The organism is Xanthomonas sp. MUS 060 (genome assembly GCF_000963215.1).
Taxonomy (GTDB): domain Bacteria; phylum Pseudomonadota; class Gammaproteobacteria; order Xanthomonadales; family Xanthomonadaceae; genus Xanthomonas_A.
On the sequence record NZ_JZIM01000007.1, the window covers coordinates 64,862 to 83,751 of the forward strand.

An 18,890-nucleotide genomic window follows, 5' to 3' on the forward strand; every position below is an offset into this window, starting at 1 on the left:
CACGCGGGCCGCGCATCGTCGATGCGCACCTCCACCATGCAGGCCCACACACGCGAAGGCCGGCGCATGCGCCGGCCTTCGTCGGGAACCTCCGCCGCCGAATCAGCGCTGGCTGATGGTGTCAACAGCCGAGGCCGTCTGTGTCACCAACCGCCCATCGAGCACCGGCAGGCGATCGCTATTGGGCTTTTGGTCCATGCGCACGGTCTTTTCCAGACCGTCGTAGCGGTAAGTCACGTCGTAGCCCTTGACCACGTCCTGGCTACCCAACTCAATGCGGCTGCCCGGCCGGGTGTCCATGCGCATCGTGCCGGTGGTGCCGTCGTCGTTGCGATAGGTCACGTCGTAGCCGGTGATGCGGGAAGACTCGGCGAGGCCATTCTCGGTGTGGCAACGGCGCACATCACGATCCACCACGCGGCCACCGACATGATTCTCCTCGATGCGATTGCCGATGTAGCCACCAGCAACCGCGCCGGCCGCCGTCGCGACCCTGCGCCCGCCGCCATGACCAATCTGATTACCCACCAAACCGCCGACCACCGCGCCGAGCACGGTACCGCCGATGTTGTTGACGTCGCGCCGCGGCAGGCGCTCCTGCACCACCACGTCGTGACAGACCTGGCGCGGCACGTCGGTGGTGGCGATCTCGCGCAGCGGCTGGACGCCAATCACATCGGCATAGTGCGGCTGCTGCTGGGTGATCGGATCCACCCGCACCACATCGGCGTACTCCAGCCTGCCGCCGACACCGTTGCCGAGCGCACTATCGCCGCGGCTGCCGTCCAGCGACGGACGCACATCGGCGCTGCCGGAGTAATCGTCAGACCTGTTGTGGTTGTTCATGAACGCCGCCGTCGCGGCACCACCGACCAGCAATGCGCCAGCCGCGACCAGAATGGTTGTCGTCGTGGTCTTCATCGTCTCTCTCCTGTCTGTTTTGCGGGCTGGCCGCGTTGTCTACGGTGCTGTGATTACCATGCTGAAGCTGAACCAATCCGCTCCCTATTCAGCGATATTCAGCAATCGACTCTGCCGTCGTCGGCGAGCACGATAAAAACGCCGCCATGACGGGCGTGTTAGCGTTTCCACCCACTGGTCGGAGAACCCTCCATGCCCCATTCGATCATGCTGGCGCTGCCGCGCCGGGCCGAGAAATTGCGCGACCGGAGGGGGGTGCGAATGGCCACCGACGGACTCGCGTCCGGTAGTCACCGCCTGGGCCGGCACCGTTCAGCAAAGCGCGCGTGCTCGCGCTGGACCCTGCTCCCCTCGCCAACCGGGGGACCCACGTCGCGTGAGGCGACAGCGCACCTGGATCACCGCTCTCCAGCACGCCTCCTCTGCACGATTGAGCGCCGATGGAATTGATCGACAGCCACTGTCATCTGGACGCGGACGCCTTCGATCACGACCGCGCCGCAGTGATCGCCCGCGCACAGGACGCTGGCGTCGTCGCACAGATCGTGCCGGCGGTGACAGCGGCCTGCTGGCCCACATTGCGTGCGGTGTGCGCGACAACGCCAGGGCTGCATCCTGCCTATGGGTTGCATCCGCTGTTCCTGGCACAACATCGGCCCGCGCATCTGGAAACACTCCCCGACTGGATCGCCCGCGAGCGCCCCTGCGCAATCGGCGAATGCGGGCTGGACTTCTTCGTCAGCGGACTTGACCCCGCCGAGCAGCAACGCTACTTCGTCGCACAACTGCATCTGGCACGCACGTTCGACCTACCCGTGATCGTGCATGCGCGGCGCTCGGTGGACGCGGTGATTCTGGCAATCCGCAAGGTGGGACGCCTGCGTGGCGTCGTGCACAGTTTCGCTGGCAGCATCGAGCAAGCCCGGCAATTGCGCGAGCTGGATTTTCTGATCGGCCTCGGTGGTCCAGTCACTTACCCGCGTGCACAACGACTACGGCGCCTGGCTGCCGAACTGCCACTGCAACAGTTACTACTGGAAACAGATGCACCCGACCAACCCGACGCATCGATCCGCGGCCAACGTAACGAACCGGCACGGTTGCGCACGGTGCTGGACACCATTGCCACGCTGCGTGGCGAGCCAGCCACCGCCATCGCCGCGCAGACCACACGCAATGCACGGCAGTTATTCGGACTGCAAACAACGCTCACCGAACCGTTCTGATCGCTCATTTTCATATATTTAGAACGAAACTGTGAACTGGGCACCGTGATCGATAGGTTTGCACATCATCGATTTCAGTTAATGTGAATACAAGGGGAGTGGGACCGGAGTTCGTGTACATCGCGGACTGAGGTGGAAGTTCGGTCTAGCCTTTCGAGCAACATATTCGGGGCCGGTATCCTGGCATGCGTTTGGCGTGCCACAACCGGTGAATTTTTCAATCAGGAAATCAACGGGGAAGAGATGTCGCCAGCCGGCACGCAACGCGCGTGCCGTAGATGGCGCACGCTCTAGGAAAACCATATGTCCATGCGCGACAACGTAGCCGCTGCCGACACCCAGCCAGTTGCACAGCGCAATGATTCTTCAACGGCACACCATGCAGAAAGCCGCCGCACAGCACATGACGCGCGCGTGCCTATCACCAACACCAACACCGTACAAGCAGGAGAAGGCACGCAAACACCAGTAATCGAGGGATCCACTGGCTTGGAAAAACCATCCTCTCATGGCGAGAGCTGGGTCAATCTGAAATTTCGCAACGCCAACCGAAATCGCAAGGTGCGCATCACGCTCGGACTGGCAGGCCGCACAGCACATGACGCGCGCGTGCCTATCACCAACACCAACACCGTACAAGCAGGAGAAGGCACGCAAACACCAGTAATCGAGGGATCCACTGGCTTGGAAAAACCATCCTCTCATGGCGAGAGCTGGGTCAATCTGAAATTTCGCAACGCCAACCGAAATCGCAAGGTGCGCATCACGCTCGGACTGGCAGGGGCTTGCTGCACCATCATGGGCCTGGCATGGACGGCATGCTGCCTGCTGTACAACCTGCCGGGACTGGCGGTCACGTTCGTCGGACTGACCGCCGTCGGCCTGCTGGCGATCCGCGGGTTCCGGCGCAGCAACGCGACTGCTCTGTCCCTGGTGGCGCACGGCATCTTCGTCGTGGTACTGGTGATTTCGCTAACCGATACGCCAATCGCCCAGGTCTCCAGATCCACGCATCTGTTCTTCCTTCCCCTCGCGGCCGGCATGCTGCTCGCGTTCGACCAACGCCATCGCTACAGCGCCAACGTCTTCCCGCTGACGTGCATGGCGATGTTCATCGCATTCGGGGTGGGCGCGCTGGATTTCACCCCATTGTTCGCATCGCCACCGCCGCAACTGCGCATGCTCGGCGCAACCTCCAACATCGCGCTCGCCACCATGCTGCTCGCGGCAATCCTGTACATCTATCGCAGCGATGTCGATGCGCGTCTTTCACTTGAACGCGAACTGGTGCGCGCGGTCAGAAACCAGGAAATCAAGGTGCTCTACCAGCCACAGGTCAGCGAGACCGGCAAGGTACTGGGAGCCGAGGCGCTGGTACGGTGGCAACATCCCAGCGGAACGCTGCTGACTCCGGACAAATTCATTCCAATGGCCGAAGAAAATGCCTTGATCCGCGATATCGGCATGGAGGTACTACGCCAGGTGTGCGCAACGCTGCGCAAGTGGTCCCAGGAACCAGAACTATGCGATATGGTCGTGGCGGTGAATGTCAGCCCGGTGCAACTTCTGGATCAGACCTTCGTGACATCGGTGATGGAGGTGATCGTCGCCGCAGGCGTAAACCCCAGCTTGCTGGAACTCGAACTGACCGAATCGGCTTTGTGCGTGGATATCGAGGCCGTCCGCAACAAGATGCACGAGTTGAAAGCATTCGGCATCGGCTGGGCGCTGGACGACTTCGGCACGGGCTTCTCGTCGCTGTCGATGTTACGGACTCTGCCCGTCACCAAACTCAAAATCGACCGGCAATTCGTCAACGATGCGATGAGTGAGGACTCTGCACGCCGATTGCTGGCGAAGATCGTCGAGATCTCGGAAGTCATGGGCATGGTCGCACTGGCCGAAGGCATCGAAGAGCCCGCACAGTGCGATATGTTGTCGGCGATGGGCTGTCGGCGGTTCCAAGGATTCTTGTTCGGGCGGCCACAATCGCCACACGATCTGGAACAGTTGGTCACTGCGCAAGCGAACATGCAGCAGGCGCACTAGAAACGCGCGCCGAACGCCCGCCCTCGGCACGATCGGCAGAACGCTTCAGCAGCAGCTCCAGCGCCTTGCCGACAGCGGCAAACGCAAACGCGCCCGTGATGTGCGTCGCCGCGCCCAAACCGGCACCGCAATCCAGTTTCAAGGCCGCATCCGCGCCCAATGCAGGCCGCAGACCGCAGACGCTGCCATCGGCCTGCGGATAGCGCACGTTCTCCAGCGAATACACCGCAGGCACGCCGAAATAGCGTTGCGGATTCTTCGGGAAGTGGAACTCGCTACGCAGCTTCTTGCGGATCAATGCCAGCATGGCGTCGTGCTCGGTGCGCGAAACATCGCGCACCCGCACCAGGGTCGGATCGGTACGTCCACCGGCCGAACCCACGGTCAGCAGCGGCAGTTTGCGCCGCCGACACCAAGCAATCGTCTCGACCTTGACCCGGAAACTGTCGCACGCATCGATCACCAAATCGAAACCGGTACCAAGCAACTCGGCGATGTTGGACGGGGTCAGAAACGCCTCGACCGCAACCGCCTCGATCATCGGATTGATCGCCACGCAACGTTCGCGCATCGCCACCGCCTTGTTGCGCCCGTACTGTCCTGCCAGCGCCGGCAGTTGCCGGTTGGTGTTGGAGACGCAAATGTCGTCGGCATCGATCAAGGTCAGATGGCCGAGCGCCGAACGCGCCAGCGCCTCCACCACCCACGAACCGACCCCGCCCATCCCCACCACCGCCACCCGGCAGCACGCCAGCCGTTCGATGGTGCCGCGCCCGTACAGTCGGTCGATGCCGGCAAAGCGCTCGTGCAATTGTTCGTTCATGCGGCCATTTTATGCCATCGATGCTATGCCTCCCGCATCCTCCGCCACACTACACACTTAAGTCGTACCATCTATGTTCACTGCTCCCAACCGTGGACCCATGACGACGTCGCCACCGCACACTGCCGCTTCGCGTTATCTCTTGGTATTGATCGCCGGCATCCTGATCGGCTTGACCGTCACAGTCGTGGGCTTGCGCGTGGTGCAAGCGCGGCAAGATCCGTTTCCGCGCAGTCTGATGCAGGTCATGAGCAAACAATTGGCGCTGCTCGAACGCGCGCGCGCGCTGCGTCACTGCAACACTCCAGATACGCAGGCGCGGCTGCACACGCTGCGCCTGCTCAGTGGCGAGCTGGACACGGCCTTCCCCGAGCTAAACGACGATAGCCGTTTCCGTGAACACGCCAATGCGTTGCGCACGCAGGTAGAGACGACGCTTGCAACACCGCCAGCCGACTGCACCGCGCTCGCGCAAGCGCGTCAGGCCATCGAGGGGCGGTGCGACGCCTGCCATCGCGATTTCCGCTGAATTACGCCTGACACCGTAGCCGCTCATGCTGAACATCAGCACGGAGATTGGTGTTTTATTCACGCTGTAGCCGACACGATTCATCTGGAGCGCGGCATGCCGCACCCCATCACCGCCTGTCGAGGAAAGTACGCATGAAGACCCATCTACTTGTCACCGGCGCCATAGCCACCCTGGCTCTGGCGGGCTGCGCCACCTCACCCGGCTACGGCGGCGGCTACCGCCAGCCAGAGCGCAGCTACACCCAAACGCGTTGCTTAGACTGCGGCATTGTGACCCGCATCGACACCGTCTCGTCCGGGCGCACCGCGCCGTCGGCTACCGGCGCGATCCTTGGGGGCATCGTCGGCGCGATCGCCGGTCATGAAATTTCCGATCACACTGGCGGCAGCAAGGGCAACCAAAACGTGTCCGCAGTGGCTGGCGCGGCCGCCGGCGCGCTGGCCGGCAACCAAATCCAGAAGAACGTGACAAGCGACACATACGATATCCACGTGCAGATGGACGACGGCCGGGTACTCGTCGTCAACCAGCGTGACTTGGCCGGCATTGGCGAGAACACCTACGTCCGTGTGGTGAACGGCCGCGTCGTGCCACGCTGATCACGCTCCCATCAGGTCTTTCCAACACAAAAAGGCCCGCAATGCGGGCCTTTTTGCAGTGCGGGCCAGGACGCCCGCGGCGGGGATTCAGATCGGCTGAACCGCGTCGGCCTGCAGGCCCTTCTGGCCCTGGACCACGATGAAACTCACCTTCTGACCTTCCTTGAGGCTCTTGAAGCCCTGGGTCTGGATTGCGCGGAAGTGCACGAACACATCCTCGCCGTTCGTGCGGCTGATGAACCCAAAACCTTTGGGATCATTGAACCATTTGACGAAGCCTTCCTCTCGAACATTGTCACTCATGATTGACTTTCTCCTTGGAACACGTCTCAGGGGGTTACGCCGTGGGTTGCGGCGGCTGGTTGCAAGGAGGAAGCGAGGTACAACGATGTAGCGGATCGGTAGATCTACCGCATCAGGGCACGATTCAGGGTGACCTTTGCAAGCGCAGCGGCTGCAACTTACCCCGGTCAAAATGAAAATGCAATCAACAAAAAAAAACCCGATGTCAACCCCAAAATCACCCACGGAACAAGCCACATGAACCCTGAGTTCATTTACTACCTGTGTGCCAGCATGCTGGTGGTGATCGGACTGGCCGGCGTCGTGCTACCAGCGCTGCCCGGCACGCCGCTGATATTGGCCGGCATGCTGCTGGCGGCGTGGGCCGATCACTTCGAGCACGTTGGTTGGTCCACGCTGACGGTGCTGGCCCTGATTACCGCAGTCTCGCTTTTGGTCGACCTGCTCGCCACCGCGTTCGGCGCCAGACGCGTCGGCGCCAGTCGCAAAGCGATGTGGGGCGCCATGTTGGGCAGCATCGCAGGCCTGCTTTGCATGCCAATCGGTCTATTCGTTGGCCCCTTCGTCGGCGCGTTGGTCGGGGAATATTGGCACGGCCGTCAGTTGCGACAAGCCGCCAGAGTGGGGATGGGGACGTGGATGGGCATCGTCCTCGGCATGGCGGCCAAGCTCGCCCTGGCACTGAGCATGATCGGTCTGTTCATCGCAGCGTGGCTGTTCTGAGGGTGATATCGACGCCGCACGATGAGCAGGTAATGACAGGATTGTCGTGGCTTGCTGTATCTTCCTCGCCGGTCATTCACTCCAGCAGCGCAACACACACCCACGCTGGCCGCTGCAACTAGAACGAAAAAAGATGCACCACCACAAGACTCACCACCTGTTGTTCCTGTCGATCGCAGCCGTGCCTGTGGCACACGCGCAAGAATTCATGCCCACCCCCGCATCACCGGAGGCCTGCGTCGCCATTTCCAGCGATGCCGCGCGCCTGTCTTGTTACGATCAAGCGTTGTCGCGTCAAGTCGCCGGCCCGCCAGCACCCGACGCGGCCACTCGCCCCCCAGGCAAGCACAATAAACAGCCACTCAACACCACCTTGCCGGAAAGTACCAGAGTCGCAAAGCGTAACAGCCCAGACAAAAATCCACTGTTCAAACAGGATCGTTACGACAGCACCATCGCCAAGACCGGCGATGGCTCGCTGCTGGACAGCCGCTGGGAGCTGGCGCAGGGCTCCAAGCTAGGCACTTTCCAACTCCGCGGCTACAAGCCGGTCTATGTGCTACCGGCGTTCTGGACCAGCAAGAAGAACACGATGCCCTTCTCGCCGAATCCGCTCAACACAGTGACCAAAGCGGAGCAGTTGGACAGCTTGGAATTGAAGTTCCAGATCAGCTTCAAAACCAAGATATTGGAGAACATATTCGGCGACAACGGCGACCTGTGGGGGACTTACACCCAGAGCTCGCACTTGCAGTCCTACAACGGCGCGCAATCGCGGCCATTCCGCGAAACCAACTACGAGCCGGAACTGATCCTGGCGTTCCGCAACGACTACAGCCTGTTCGGCTGGAAGGGCAGGATGAGTGCGCTCCAGTTGACCCACCAGTCCAATGGTCAAAGCGATCCGTTGTCGCGCAGTTGGAACCGGTTGATCCTCAACATCGGCCTGGACCGCGACAACTGGGCGCTGATCCTGCGCCCGTGGTACCGCCTCCCGGAAAACCGCAAGCAGAACGACAACCCCGACATCGAAAACTACATGGGCCGGGGTGATGCGACCTTGATCTACAGCCATGACGGTCAGGAAGTGGCGCTGATGGCCCGGCATTCGCTGCGCGGCGGCGATCGCTCGCACGGTGCGGTGCAACTGGACTGGGGCTTTCCGATCAGCAGCCTGCTACGCGGCCATGTGCAGGTATTCGACGGCTACGGCGAAAGCCTGATCGACTACAACCATCGCGCTACTTACCTCGGCCTGGGCATTTCGCTACTGGAATGGTTCTAAAGCGGCGCCGCATGGCTGACGCCGCCGACCATTACAGACTCAAACAGATTCGACCACCACCGGGATCTTGCCGATACGTGCCTGCCACTCGCGCGGGCCGGTCTTGTGCACCGACTCGCCACTGGCATCGACCGCCACGGTCACCGGCATGTCCTTGACCTCGAATTCGTAGATCGCCTCCATGCCCAGGTCCTCGAACGCCAGCACCTTGCTGGCCTTGATCGCCTTGGACACCAGGTAGGCCGAGCCGCCGACCGCCATCAGATACACCGCCTTGTTGTCGCGGATCGCGGCAATCGCCGCGTCGCCGCGCTCAGACTTGCCGACCATGCCCAGCAAACCGGTCTGTTCCAGCATCTGCCGGGTGAATTTATCCATCCGCGTGGCGGTGGTCGGACCGGCAGGCCCCACGACCTCGTCGCGTACCGGATCGACCGGGCCGACGTAGTAGATGAAGCGGTTGGTGAAATCCACCGGCAAGGTTTCGCCACGGTTGAGCATGTCGATCATGCGCTTGTGCGCGGCATCGCGACCGGTGAGCAATTTGCCATTGAGCAGAATCACCTCGCCGGGCTTGAAGCTGGCAACCTCCTCGCGGGTGATGGTGTCCAGATCGACCCGGCGCGCGTTGGTCGGGTTGTAGGTCAGCGTGGGCCAGTCTTCCAACGACGGCGGATCCAACATCACCGGACCACTGCCATCCAGGGTGAAGTGCGCATGCCGGGTCGCCGCGCAATTGGGAATCATCGCCACCGGCAGGTTGGCGGCGTGGGTCGGGTAGTCCTTGACCTTGATATCCAGCACGGTGGTCAGGCCGCCCAAGCCCTGCGCGCCGATGCCCAACGCGTTGACCTTTTCATAGAGTTCCAAGCGCAACTCCTCGGCACGGTTGGAAGCACCACGGGCCTGCAGGTCGACGATGTCGATCGGTTCCATCAGCGCCTCCTTGGCCAGCAGCATGGCCTTCTCGGCGGTGCCACCGATGCCGATGCCGAGCATGCCCGGCGGGCACCAGCCGGCGCCCATGGTCGGCACGGTCTTGAGCACCCAATCGACGATGGAATCGGAAGGGTTGAGCATGGCGAACTTGCTCTTGGCCTCCGAGCCGCCGCCCTTCGCGGCAACGATCACGTCCACACAATCGCCCGGAACGACCTTGACGTTGACGACCGCAGGCGTGTTGTCCTTGGTATTCTGGCGCTTGCCCGCCGGGTCGGCCAACACCGAGGCGCGCAGTTTGTTATCTGGATAGTTGTAGGCCCGCCGCACACCTTCGTTGACCATGTCCTCCACGCCCATCGTGGCGTCGTCCCAGCGCACCTGCATGCCGATCTCGAGGAACACGGTCACGATGCCGGTGTCCTGACAGATCGGCCGGTGGCCCTCGGCGCACATGCGCGAGTTGATCAGAATCTGCGCAATGGCGTCTTTGGCCGCCGGCGACTGCTCGCGCGCGTAGGCCGCCGACAGGTTCTTGATGTAATCGACCGGGTGGTAGTAGCTGATGTATTGCAGCGCGTCGGCGACGGACTGGATGAGGTCTTCCTGCTTGATCGAGGTCACGGCTGGCTCTGCGGCTGACGGAGGAAACAGCACTATTTTAGGCTAAAGTGGCCTGAGCGCCGTGCGTTCGCACCGAGACACCCTGTTGCGTGCTTGCGCACGGGGCTGGGCGCCACACACTCCCCGACCACACCAGCGCCGGCACACTGCGCCGATGACCCCTCCCTCCCCGTCTCATGGCGCCCCACGCGCCGCATCACGCACCGGCCCCAGCCTGCGCGAACGCTTCGAGGCAATGCGCAACCTGCCGCCGTTCCTACGCCAGATCTGGCAGAGCAGCCGCTGGCTGACCCTCAGCAGCATCGGCCTGCGCATCGTCCGCGCACTGTTGCCGGTGGCCGCGCTGTACGTCGGCAAATTATTGATCGACGAGACCATCCACCTGGTCGGGCAATCCCAAGACATCGTCTCCTTCGGCCAGGCGCTGGGCAGCGGCCGGCTGAACCGCCTACTGGAACTGCTGACGCTGGAACTGACCTTGGCGATCGGCTCGGACCTGCTCGGGCGATTGATCAGCTATGCCGACACGCTGCTCTCGGAACTGTTCAACAACAGCTCCAGCGTGCAATTGATGGAGCATGCCGCACAGTTGGACCTGGAGGATTTCGAGAACCCGGAACAGCAGGACCGGCTCGACCGCGCGCGGCGTCAGACCATGGGCCGAATGAACCTGATGAGCCAGCTGTTCGGCCAAGTGCAGGATGCGATCACCGTCATCAGTTTCGCGATCGGTCTGTTGGTCTATGCACCCTGGCTGATCGCACTACTGGCGCTGGCATTGCTCCCGGCGTTCATCGGCGAAGCGCATTTCAATGCGCTGGGTTATGCGCTCAACTTTCAATGGACCGCCGAGCGCCGCCAGCTCGACTACCTGCGCCAGCTCGGCGCCAGCGTCGAGACCGCCAAGGAAGTGAAGATCTTCAACCTGCACACGTTTCTGATCACACGCTACCGCACGCTGGCCGAGCGCTTCTTCCAGGCCAACCGCACGCTGGCACGCAAGCGCATGCTCTGGGGCACACTGCTGGCCGCCCTGGGCACGCTGGGCTACTACGCCGCCTATGGCTACATCGCCTGGCGTACCGTGCGCGGCGATTTCAGCATCGGCGACCTGACCTTCCTGGCCGGCAGTTTCCTGCGCCTGCGCCAATTGTTCGAAGGCTTGCTGATTGGCTTCTCGCAGGTGGCCGGGCAAGCGCTGTATCTGGACGACCTGTACGCGTTCTTTCGCATCGTGCCGGAAATTCGCTCGCGGCCCGACGCCTTGCCGATACCGCGCCCGATCGCGCACGGCATCGTGTTCGAGAATGTCGGCTTCCGCTATCCCGATGCTCAACGATGGGCGGTACGCGAACTGAATTTCGAACTGCGCGCCGGCGAAGTGCTGGCGCTGGTTGGCGAGAACGGCACCGGCAAAACCACACTGGTCAAACTGCTGGCGCGGCTGTACGACCCCGACGAAGGCCGCATCCTGCTCGATGGCCGCGACCTGCGTGATTACGACCTGGACGACCTGCGCAGCAACCTCGGGGTGATCTTCCAGGACTTCGTGCGCTACCACTTCAGCGCTGGCGAGAACATCGGCGTTGGCCAGATCGCAGCACTGCACGACGCGCAACGCATCCGCCACGCAGCGCAGCGCGCGATGGCTGCCGAGTTGATCGAGAGCCTGCCACAAGGGTACGCGCAGGTGATCGGACGCCGCTTCAAGACTGGCGTGGACCTGTCCGGCGGGCAGTGGCAGAAGATCGCCATCGCCCGCGCCTACATGCGCCAGGCGCAGGTGATGATCCTCGACGAACCGACCGCGGCGCTGGACGCACGCAGCGAATTCGAGGTGTTCCAGCGTTTCAAGGAGCTGTCCGCAGACCGCACCGCCGTGCTGATCTCGCACCGTTTCTCCAGCGTGCGCATGGCCGACCGCATCCTGGTACTGGCCGATGGTCGCATCGAAGCCAATGGCACCCATGACGAACTGATGGCACAAGGCGGACGCTACGCGGAACTGTTCGAACTGCAGGCCGCTGGGTATCGTTGAGCCTGATACCGCCCAATCGGACACCAGCCACGATGCGCCGCTTTCTGTACTGCCTGCTTGCCGCCTTGCCTGCCGCGTCTGCGTCTGCCGCTCCCACTGCCACCACGCCAACGCCGCAAGACTACAGCGCCGCCAAGACCCTCGCCGACCACGACGAGGCGATGCTGCCGACGTCGCTGAGCGAACGTTTGCACACGCTGCAACGTGCCGCGCTGGAGGAAGGCGTGACCAATTGCGCCACGCCACGCCCGGACACCTCCGCCTTCGTCATCGTGGTCCAGTTGCAATCCGACGGGAGTGTCGGGGCGAGCTGGCGCAATGGCACCACGCCACTGGCACAGTGCCTGGAGCGCTTTCTGCGCCAACGCCCGCTGCTGGCGCCGCCGCGGGCACCGCTGTACCTGTCGTATGAAGTTTCGTTCGAGAAGTGAAGCAAGCCGACGCAGGAACAAGGTACCCGGACGCCCACAAATGAGATCGGATATCAGTTGAACAACCATGGGATAGAATAATCTCCGCTCCTTCCCCATTACGATCAACGGCATGTCCTCCGCTTTTGGCCCCGAAACGGTGCTCGATGTCCGTCACTGGACCGACGACTACTTCAGCTTCACCACCACCCGCAACGACGGCTTTCGTTTCGAAAACGGCCAGTTCGTGATGATCGGACTGGAGACGGAGACACGGCCGCTGCTACGCGCCTACTCCATCGCCAGCGCCAACTGGGAGGAGCAGCTGGAGTTCTTCAGCATCAAGGTGCCGAACGGCCCACTGACCTCGCGCCTGCAACACATCAAGCCCGGCGATTCGGTGCTGGTCGGCAAGAAACCCACCGGCACGCTGCTGATCAGCGACCTGCACCCAGGCCGGCATCTGTACCTACTGGGCACCGGTACCGGCTTGGCGCCATGGCTGTCGGTGATCAAGGATCCGGAAACCTACGAGCGCTTCGACAAAGTGATCCTCGCTCACGGCGTGCGCTTGGAGAAGGATCTGGCTTATCGCGACTATGTCGAGAAGGAACTGCCGCAGCACGAATTCCTCGGCGAAACCATCCGCGAGAAACTGCTGTACTACCCGGCGGTGACCCGCGAGGCGTTCTGCAATCATGGCCGCCTCACCGAGTTGATCGTCAACGGCGCGATGCAGCGCACGCTGGGTCTGCCACCGCTGGATCCGGAGCATGACCGCGCGATGATTTGCGGCAGCCCACAAATGCTGGCGGATCTACGCCAAAGCCTGGATGCGCGCGGCTTCGTCGCTTCCCCGCGCATCGGCGCACTTGGCCATTACGTGTTCGAGCGCGCTTTCGTCGAAAAATAGTGCGGCCGGGAGCTTTATCCGTCATCAGGACGCACGACCAAAGCAGGCATCGCCGCGCTCAACCCAACGCGCGCTCGAGTTCTTCAGCATCAAGGTGCCGAACGGCCCACTGACCTCGCGCCTGCAACACATCAAGCCCGGCGATTCGGTGCTGGTCGGCAAGAAACCCACCGGCACGCTGCTGATCAGCGACCTGCACCCAGGCCGGCATCTGTACCTACTGGGCACCGGTACCGGCTTGGCGCCATGGCTGTCGGTGATCAAGGATCCGGAAACCTACGAGCGCTTCGACAAAGTGATCCTCGCTCACGGCGTGCGCTTGGAGAAGGATCTGGCTTATCGCGACTATGTCGAGAAGGAACTGCCGCAGCACGAATTCCTCGGCGAAACCATCCGCGAGAAACTGCTGTACTACCCGGCGGTGACCCGCGAGGCGTTCTGCAATCATGGCCGCCTCACCGAGTTGATCGTCAACGGCGCGATGCAGCGCACGCTGGGTCTGCCACCGCTGGATCCGGAGCATGACCGCGCGATGATTTGCGGCAGCCCACAAATGCTGGCGGATCTACGCCAAAGCCTGGATGCGCGCGGCTTCGTCGCTTCCCCGCGCATCGGCGCACTTGGCCATTACGTGTTCGAGCGCGCTTTCGTCGAAAAATAGTGCGGCCGGGAGCTTTATCCGTCATCAGGACGCACGACCAAAGCAGGCATCGCCGCGCTCAACCCAACGCGCGCTCGATCTGTACGGCCAGCGCTTCGGGCTTGGTGGTGGGCGCATAGCGCGCCAGCACCTGACCGTTGCGATCAAGCAGAAACTTGCTGAAATTCCATTTGATCGCCGCGATCCCGAACGCCCCCGGCTGTTGCTGCTTGAGCCAACACCATAACGGATGCGCTTTCTCGCCGTTGACCTGCACCTTGGCGAACATCGGGAAATCCACGCCATAATTCAGCGAACAGAATTGCCCGATCTGCTCGGCGTCACCAGGTTCTTGATGACCAAACTGGTCGCACGGAAAACCGAGCACCACCAGGCCACGCTCACGATATCGCTCCCACAGCGCCTGCAAACCAGCATATTGCGGAGTGAAGCCGCATTTGGATGCGACATTGACGATCAGCAGCACCTTGCCTGCGTAATCGACCAGCGACTGCACACGGCCGTCCAGGGTCGTCGCAGTGAAGGCATAAGCAGTGGTCTGCATCTCCATGAACCTCGCTTCTCGGCAATGGCGCGAGACCGAGCCTGACATCGCGCCGCCGCCGTGCCCGGCCACGCGCAGACCAGCGAGCGGCATATTCACTTGCACGGGGCAAACTCACTGCAACAGGATCGGGACAAGCAAAACGCTCGCACGGACAGCACGACGCCCGGACCAGCCGGGCGTCGTGACCAACCGATTTACCTCAGGCACGCCGCAAAGGACGATGCCAAGACGCACCGATCAGCTTACTTGCCATCGGCCGAGGCACCGGCATCGGCGCCGAGTGAAGCCGAGCCACTCGCCTGCCCGCCCTCCGCGCCCGCCTGACCCGAAGCCGACACGGCACCACCGGCTGCAGCGCCCATGGTCCCGCGATGCGACGCACTCCCCTTAGCATGACCGTGTGTGTTACCGCTCGCGGCCGCTGCGCCCTCTACACCTCCAGCAGCGTCGCCTGCGGCAGACAGCGCCGCACCGGACTTGGCCGCACTGGACTTGGCTGCGCCGGCAGCAGTATCAAGCGCGCCCTCGGCCTCGTTCATCGCACCGCTTGTCGTCTTGCGTGCCGCCGCCGCACCGTGCGCCGCGCCCGCCCGTACATGCCGCGAGGTTTGTTCGATGCCGTCACGCGCATGCTCCAGCGGAGCACCCGCATCCAGTCGGCCTGCACCTGTCGCGTTAGCGCCCAGATTCCCCGCTGCCTGACCGCCCAGCGTGCCGTTCACCGCACCGCCCAAGCCGCCGGCGCCACCCAGTGCCTGCGCACCAGCAGTCGGCGCCATCGCCACCATCGCCACCAGCACCGCGCTCGTCATCAGAGTCTTGGTCTTGCCGTTCATTGTGTTCTCCTCGTTCCGCCACAGGGGATCAGTGGCGTGATCCCTTATATACGAATCAAAAGCAACGCCACATCAACAGCAATATAGATGCAGACAGGCCGTATTCACCCGCCCGGCATGCGCCACGCCGCCTCATCACACGCCAGAGCTTGCAACTACAGGCATGCCTCGCCGCAATGCTCGATGCAGGCATGCCAACACGCATCTTGACGAATGAAAACGCACGCCAAACAGCATCAGCACCTGAAGCCGATCAGACGCGCAGCGGCACCGCGATGCAACACGGCGACGCCCGCACTGGTCGATACCAAGGTTTGACGACAGAGCACAAGGCCCTGGTGCAAATGCGGAAACTGTGGGTACCCGGTGAGTGCAGGCCAAGCTCTGTCATAGTGAACCGCACGCGCGGCTGCCGCTAGATGACCTTAGCGTGAGAGTCGACACCGCTCAACATCTTTTTCAGCAAATGCTCCAGTTGCTGCTGTTCGTCGACATTCAACCCTTCGGTTTCGGCGTATAGAAACTCGCATACATCCGGCAACAGCCTTTCGATCAAGGCGATACCGGCCGGCTGCATGGTCATTGCGACCTTGCGGCGGTCTTCATGACTGGCCATGCGCAACAGCAAACCCTTGCTACACAGGCTATCGGTCAGGCGGGTGATGTTGGCCGGTTTCTCACTGACGGCCTCGGCGACCTCGGTGGGAGTCATGCAGTGCCCGGGGGTACCGTACAGCATCATCAGGATTTCGTACTCCGGCGGACTGATGCCGTAATCCTTAAGCGCCACGGATGCGTTGGTGTGGACGCGCTTGTACAGATGCTTGACCAACCGGATCAGCACCGCCGGAGAGCGTGGAAATCCATGGTAGCGCTCACATGTGTAGACCACACATCGCTCGATCTGCTCGAAACTGCTCATAGGGAAGGGGATCGCAGGTGAAGAATGGGGGAGGCGAAGACAACAATGCTGCTCAGTGTGACTGATGCAGAGTAAAGTGGAAACGTCGCCATGCGCGGTTACACGTTACGCCCTCCTGCCACAAGGCAAGGCGGCGCACACAGGAACCCGCCACAGGCTGCCGATTCGCCTTGCAAGGGAGGCTAGGCAACAAACAAGCCCGCATATTGGGGCGCAACCAGAGCGCGCAACACACTGGCCGGCACGTCGACTATTTGCGTGCCATCTGAATACGCCCCCACCTGGTACGAAGGAAACACAAAGCGCACCGCGGTGATTTTCCCTCTCGCATCGACCAGCGGCTGGAACTGACTGAAGTTGCGGGCCTGCGGCGTGGTACCCTCGGCGATCATCTTGTCGGCATTGAGCACCTGCTGGTCGCGATCGTCTGGCGTCAACTGCGCGGCATGGCCGCGCGCGCGCATCGCATGGCGCAGGTGCGCGGCAACGTAAGTCGCTACATCCTTCCAATGATCGGCATCTGGGATCAATTCCTCGGCGGTCAACATGCGCTGCCGCTGCGGCAACCATACAAACCGCGCAAGCAGTGGCTCGCCATGCGGGCCACCGGTATAGCGACTACCATCGGCCGCCAAGGCGACCAGATCAGGCCGTTCCAGTAGCACATCGAACTGCAGGGATAATTCGTAAGGTGTCCGCGCACGGTCGTGACCGATGCCTTCGACCGCCTGCATCAACTCGCCGCGTGCACGCTGCGCATAGCGATTGGCTGCCTCGGCCAGACCCGGATAGTGGTTGATTGCCGCAGGGAAAGTCATCCCAATCACATAGTTTGGGTTGTGCTCGACGATGTCCTTCAACTCCAACGGTGCGGCATGGGTTGGTGCAGCCGGCACATCGGCCTGGCTCACTGAGAGCGTTGGCGTCACGCTGGGCACGACAGTCGTCTGCTCGCGCTTACACCCGGGCGCTGACAATGTCGCTGCCAGTGCGAACACTGCACATGCCACTTGCCGGTTACGTCTGATTTGCATGCCCTGTCTCACGTCGACCTTCCCGTGTTCTGCTGTGTGTCTGTGCGATGACGCATATCGTGCGGTTGCAGCGCCTTGCGCGCTCAGCTGAGCAGCACGGCATATTGCGGGTGGCGTTGAATGAAAACCGCAGCATACGAACAGGACGGCACGACCTTCATTCCTTGCGACTTTGCATATTCCAAGGCCGCCGCCACCAACTGTGCGCCGAGGCCACGGCCACCGATCGCGTTCGGCACGCAGGTGTGGACGATCACCATGCGCCCACTCTCCAGCACGTAGTCGAGTTCGGCATTGTGACCGTCTAGTTGCAGAATGAATCGGCGCTGTTGCGGCTCGTGCGCGATGGAAGCAGCCATGAAGATCGAAGGGGGAAGTGCTGTGGGAGCACAGTGTCCACATCCACTCGCCACTGTGATGTGAAGCAAATCGTGCGCTAAAACGCACTCAAGTCGCGCCATCGCTCGCCGCTATCTTCAGGAAAGGCAAAGTCCTGGCATGGGAGTTGCTTATCCCATTACGATACGATCCAACAAGGGCAAGGCGTCATGAGCGAGAACAGATACCAGCAAGGCAACCCAGATGCCGCCCTGTTAGAAGAGATGTTCCAACTCGCACTCAATAGCGACATGCAAGGCGGAAGGTTCAAGCAACTCAGCGACGAGATCTACGAGCGCCTGCGGTGCACCTACGAAAATGCTTCCGTCGGTAGCGCCAAGGCGCAGCTACGCGGCCAGCAAATCGCTTGAACTTCAAGCATGCCCAGCGTGCGTGGTCAGCCAATCTTGCCTCGTCGCGGGCACAACGAAACAACCCCACTGTACCCTGAGCAGCCGCAGCACGCGCTGCGGCTGGTGGAACTCAGCCGGGACCAAAGCGCGGGCTTGCCAACTCACGTAGAAAATGCTGCAGCACCGCTGGCTGCATAATCACCAAAAACATCACACCGAACCCCGCGCCGGCCAGATGCGCGCTGTGATTGACATTATCGCCGCCGCGGCGATCCATCCAGATGCTATAGGCGACGTAGAACACCGCGTAGATGATCGCCGGGATCGGGATCGGGATGAAGAAAAAGAAGATCCCTGTCCACGGCGCTATCAGGATGAAAGCGAACAGCACTGCAGACACCGCGCCGGAAGCTCCCAGGCTCATGAAGTTCGGATTTTTCCGATTCTTCAGGTAACTCGGCAGAATCGAGACCAGCAGCGCTCCAAGGTAAAACAGCGGGTACACCAGCGTGTTGCCGGTCAGACGTTCCATCAGCACTTCAACAGGACCGCCGAAGAAGTACAGCGTGACCATGTTGAACAGCAAGTGCGGGAAATCGGCGTGGATGAAGCCATAGGTCACCAATCGATCGTATTGCTTGTGACGGTCGATCGCTGGCGGCCACAGGATCAGCCTATCGAGCAGCCTGCGATTGTTGAACGCCCCCCATGACACCAGCACGGTGAGGACGATGAGAATCAGATTGATGGGGGGAATGGAGGACATGCGAAATC

General features: G+C 61.8%; 20 protein-coding genes and 1 pseudogene. 11 read left to right on the forward strand and 10 right to left on the reverse strand.

The window, feature by feature from the left end:
- Positions 1 to 102: 102 nt before the first annotated feature.
- A complete protein-coding gene (locus XANALMUS060_RS09280) occupies positions 103 to 921 on the reverse strand; it encodes a glycine zipper 2TM domain-containing protein (protein WP_045727275.1) in 819 nt (272 codons plus the stop codon).
- A gap of 440 nt (positions 922 to 1,361) precedes the next feature.
- Between XANALMUS060_RS09280 and XANALMUS060_RS09285 the strand changes: the two genes are divergently transcribed.
- On the forward strand, positions 1,362 to 2,147 hold the full coding sequence (locus XANALMUS060_RS09285) for a TatD family hydrolase (protein ID WP_045738153.1): 786 nt from the start codon (positions 1,362 to 1,364) through the stop codon (positions 2,145 to 2,147).
- A gap of 489 nt (positions 2,148 to 2,636) precedes the next feature.
- Positions 2,637 to 4,196, forward strand: coding sequence for an EAL domain-containing protein (locus XANALMUS060_RS09290; protein ID WP_235430433.1), 1,560 nt, complete (start codon positions 2,637 to 2,639; stop codon positions 4,194 to 4,196).
- Here the strand turns inward: XANALMUS060_RS09290 and XANALMUS060_RS09295 are convergent.
- Positions 4,162 to 5,019 carry a tRNA threonylcarbamoyladenosine dehydratase gene (locus XANALMUS060_RS09295; RefSeq protein ID WP_045738154.1) on the reverse strand — a complete coding sequence of 286 codons (858 nt, stop codon included), beginning with the start codon at positions 5,017 to 5,019 and terminating at the stop codon, positions 4,162 to 4,164. The genes XANALMUS060_RS09290 and XANALMUS060_RS09295 overlap by 35 nt on opposite strands.
- 100 nt (positions 5,020 to 5,119) lie before the next feature.
- Between XANALMUS060_RS09295 and XANALMUS060_RS09300 the strand changes: the two genes are divergently transcribed.
- Entirely contained in the window at positions 5,120 to 5,548 is a 429-nt protein-coding gene (locus tag XANALMUS060_RS09300) for a cytochrome c (protein WP_045738155.1), read from the forward strand.
- Between the two features lie 134 nt (positions 5,549 to 5,682).
- Positions 5,683 to 6,150, forward strand: coding sequence for a glycine zipper 2TM domain-containing protein (locus XANALMUS060_RS09305; protein ID WP_045727272.1), 468 nt, complete (start codon positions 5,683 to 5,685; stop codon positions 6,148 to 6,150).
- A gap of 87 nt (positions 6,151 to 6,237) precedes the next feature.
- On the opposite strand, the gene XANALMUS060_RS09310 is transcribed toward XANALMUS060_RS09305, so the two are convergent.
- Complete coding sequence (locus XANALMUS060_RS09310; protein WP_045727271.1) at positions 6,238 to 6,453, reverse strand: cold-shock protein; 216 nt, start codon at positions 6,451 to 6,453, stop codon at positions 6,238 to 6,240.
- A gap of 237 nt (positions 6,454 to 6,690) precedes the next feature.
- Here XANALMUS060_RS09310 and XANALMUS060_RS09315 point away from each other — a divergent pair, with 237 nt between their 5' ends.
- Together XANALMUS060_RS09315 and XANALMUS060_RS09320 are read left to right on the forward strand one after the other, a co-directional pair.
- A complete protein-coding gene (locus XANALMUS060_RS09315; RefSeq protein ID WP_045738156.1) occupies positions 6,691 to 7,176 on the forward strand; it encodes a DUF456 domain-containing protein in 486 nt (161 codons plus the stop codon).
- A 133-nt stretch (positions 7,177 to 7,309) separates the two neighbouring features.
- Positions 7,310 to 8,461, forward strand: coding sequence for a phospholipase A (locus tag XANALMUS060_RS09320; protein WP_045738157.1), 1,152 nt, complete (start codon positions 7,310 to 7,312; stop codon positions 8,459 to 8,461).
- 39 nt (positions 8,462 to 8,500) lie between these two features.
- Here the strand turns inward: XANALMUS060_RS09320 and XANALMUS060_RS09325 are convergent, their stop codons facing one another.
- Complete coding sequence (locus XANALMUS060_RS09325; protein ID WP_045738158.1) at positions 8,501 to 10,024, reverse strand: fumarate hydratase; 1,524 nt, start codon at positions 10,022 to 10,024, stop codon at positions 8,501 to 8,503.
- 154 nt (positions 10,025 to 10,178) lie between these two features.
- Here XANALMUS060_RS09325 and XANALMUS060_RS09330 point away from each other — a divergent pair, with 154 nt between their 5' ends.
- From XANALMUS060_RS09330 to XANALMUS060_RS09345, 4 genes and pseudogenes are all read left to right on the forward strand, one after another.
- Positions 10,179 to 12,062, forward strand: coding sequence for an ABC transporter ATP-binding protein (locus tag XANALMUS060_RS09330; protein WP_045738159.1), 1,884 nt, complete (start codon positions 10,179 to 10,181; stop codon positions 12,060 to 12,062).
- Positions 12,063 to 12,094: 32 nt separating this feature from the next.
- On the forward strand, positions 12,095 to 12,493 hold the full coding sequence (locus XANALMUS060_RS21245; RefSeq protein WP_045738160.1) for a hypothetical protein: 399 nt from the start codon (positions 12,095 to 12,097) through the stop codon (positions 12,491 to 12,493).
- A gap of 112 nt (positions 12,494 to 12,605) precedes the next feature.
- A complete protein-coding gene (locus XANALMUS060_RS09340; RefSeq protein ID WP_045727265.1) occupies positions 12,606 to 13,385 on the forward strand; it encodes a ferredoxin--NADP reductase in 780 nt (259 codons plus the stop codon).
- A gap of 73 nt (positions 13,386 to 13,458) precedes the next feature.
- Positions 13,459 to 14,046: pseudogene (locus XANALMUS060_RS09345) on the forward strand (ferredoxin--NADP reductase); the annotation flags it as partial.
- 58 nt (positions 14,047 to 14,104) lie between these two features.
- Here XANALMUS060_RS09345 and XANALMUS060_RS09350 read toward each other — a convergent pair.
- The 5 genes from XANALMUS060_RS09350 to XANALMUS060_RS09370 form a co-directional block, all read right to left on the reverse strand.
- The gene (locus tag XANALMUS060_RS09350) at positions 14,105 to 14,596 is read right to left on the reverse strand and encodes a glutathione peroxidase (RefSeq protein ID WP_045738162.1); all 492 of its coding nucleotides are present in this window, start codon (positions 14,594 to 14,596) and stop codon (positions 14,105 to 14,107) included.
- A gap of 239 nt (positions 14,597 to 14,835) precedes the next feature.
- Positions 14,836 to 15,429 carry a hypothetical protein gene (locus XANALMUS060_RS09355; protein ID WP_045738163.1) on the reverse strand — a complete coding sequence of 198 codons (594 nt, stop codon included), beginning with the start codon at positions 15,427 to 15,429 and terminating at the stop codon, positions 14,836 to 14,838.
- Between the two features lie 415 nt (positions 15,430 to 15,844).
- The gene (locus tag XANALMUS060_RS09360; protein ID WP_045738164.1) at positions 15,845 to 16,351 is read right to left on the reverse strand and encodes a MarR family transcriptional regulator; all 507 of its coding nucleotides are present in this window, start codon (positions 16,349 to 16,351) and stop codon (positions 15,845 to 15,847) included.
- 182 nt (positions 16,352 to 16,533) lie between these two features.
- Positions 16,534 to 17,262 carry a DUF3298 and DUF4163 domain-containing protein gene (locus tag XANALMUS060_RS09365; RefSeq protein ID WP_235430435.1) on the reverse strand — a complete coding sequence of 243 codons (729 nt, stop codon included), beginning with the start codon at positions 17,260 to 17,262 and terminating at the stop codon, positions 16,534 to 16,536.
- Positions 17,263 to 17,468: 206 nt separating this feature from the next.
- Entirely contained in the window at positions 17,469 to 17,744 is a 276-nt protein-coding gene (locus XANALMUS060_RS09370) for a GNAT family N-acetyltransferase (RefSeq protein ID WP_045738165.1), read from the reverse strand.
- Positions 17,745 to 17,933: 189 nt separating this feature from the next.
- On the opposite strand from XANALMUS060_RS09370, the gene XANALMUS060_RS09375 reads away from it, so the two are divergent.
- Positions 17,934 to 18,134 (forward strand): hypothetical protein, encoded by a 201-nt coding sequence (locus XANALMUS060_RS09375; protein ID WP_045738166.1) that lies wholly within the window; start codon positions 17,934 to 17,936, stop codon positions 18,132 to 18,134.
- Positions 18,135 to 18,246: 112 nt separating this feature from the next.
- On the opposite strand, the gene XANALMUS060_RS09380 is transcribed toward XANALMUS060_RS09375, so the two are convergent.
- Positions 18,247 to 18,882: a rhomboid family intramembrane serine protease gene (locus XANALMUS060_RS09380; RefSeq protein WP_045727259.1), complete on the reverse strand. Its 636-nt coding sequence runs from the start codon at positions 18,880 to 18,882 to the stop codon at positions 18,247 to 18,249.
- Positions 18,883 to 18,890: the final 8 nt, after the last annotated feature.

Bases quoted from the DNA above. Each gene is read 5' to 3' on its own strand.
- XANALMUS060_RS09315 (WP_045738156.1), top strand. From the start codon at position 6,691: ATGAACCCTGAGTTCATTTACTACCTGTGTGCCAGCATGCTGGTGGTG.
- XANALMUS060_RS09310 (WP_045727271.1), bottom strand. From the start codon at position 6,453: ATGAGTGACAATGTTCGAGAGGAAGGCTTCGTCAAATGGTTCAATGAT.
- XANALMUS060_RS09375 (WP_045738166.1), top strand. From the start codon at position 17,934: ATGAGCGAGAACAGATACCAGCAAGGCAACCCAGATGCCGCCCTGTTA.
- XANALMUS060_RS09350 (WP_045738162.1), bottom strand. From the start codon at position 14,596: ATGGAGATGCAGACCACTGCTTATGCCTTCACTGCGACGACCCTGGAC.
- XANALMUS060_RS09300 (WP_045738155.1), top strand. From the start codon at position 5,120: ATGACGACGTCGCCACCGCACACTGCCGCTTCGCGTTATCTCTTGGTA.
- XANALMUS060_RS09330 (WP_045738159.1), top strand. From the start codon at position 10,179: ATGACCCCTCCCTCCCCGTCTCATGGCGCCCCACGCGCCGCATCACGC.
- XANALMUS060_RS09370 (WP_045738165.1), bottom strand. From the start codon at position 17,744: ATGGCTGCTTCCATCGCGCACGAGCCGCAACAGCGCCGATTCATTCTG.
- XANALMUS060_RS09280 (WP_045727275.1), bottom strand. From the start codon at position 921: ATGAAGACCACGACGACAACCATTCTGGTCGCGGCTGGCGCATTGCTG.
- XANALMUS060_RS09340 (WP_045727265.1), top strand. From the start codon at position 12,606: ATGTCCTCCGCTTTTGGCCCCGAAACGGTGCTCGATGTCCGTCACTGG.
- XANALMUS060_RS09285 (WP_045738153.1), top strand. From the start codon at position 1,362: ATGGAATTGATCGACAGCCACTGTCATCTGGACGCGGACGCCTTCGAT.
- XANALMUS060_RS09320 (WP_045738157.1), top strand. From the start codon at position 7,310: ATGCACCACCACAAGACTCACCACCTGTTGTTCCTGTCGATCGCAGCC.
- XANALMUS060_RS09305 (WP_045727272.1), top strand. From the start codon at position 5,683: ATGAAGACCCATCTACTTGTCACCGGCGCCATAGCCACCCTGGCTCTG.
- XANALMUS060_RS09380 (WP_045727259.1), bottom strand. From the start codon at position 18,882: ATGTCCTCCATTCCCCCCATCAATCTGATTCTCATCGTCCTCACCGTG.
- XANALMUS060_RS21245 (WP_045738160.1), top strand. From the start codon at position 12,095: ATGCGCCGCTTTCTGTACTGCCTGCTTGCCGCCTTGCCTGCCGCGTCT.
- XANALMUS060_RS09360 (WP_045738164.1), bottom strand. From the start codon at position 16,351: ATGAGCAGTTTCGAGCAGATCGAGCGATGTGTGGTCTACACATGTGAG.
- XANALMUS060_RS09355 (WP_045738163.1), bottom strand. From the start codon at position 15,429: ATGAACGGCAAGACCAAGACTCTGATGACGAGCGCGGTGCTGGTGGCG.
- XANALMUS060_RS09295 (WP_045738154.1), bottom strand. From the start codon at position 5,019: ATGAACGAACAATTGCACGAGCGCTTTGCCGGCATCGACCGACTGTAC.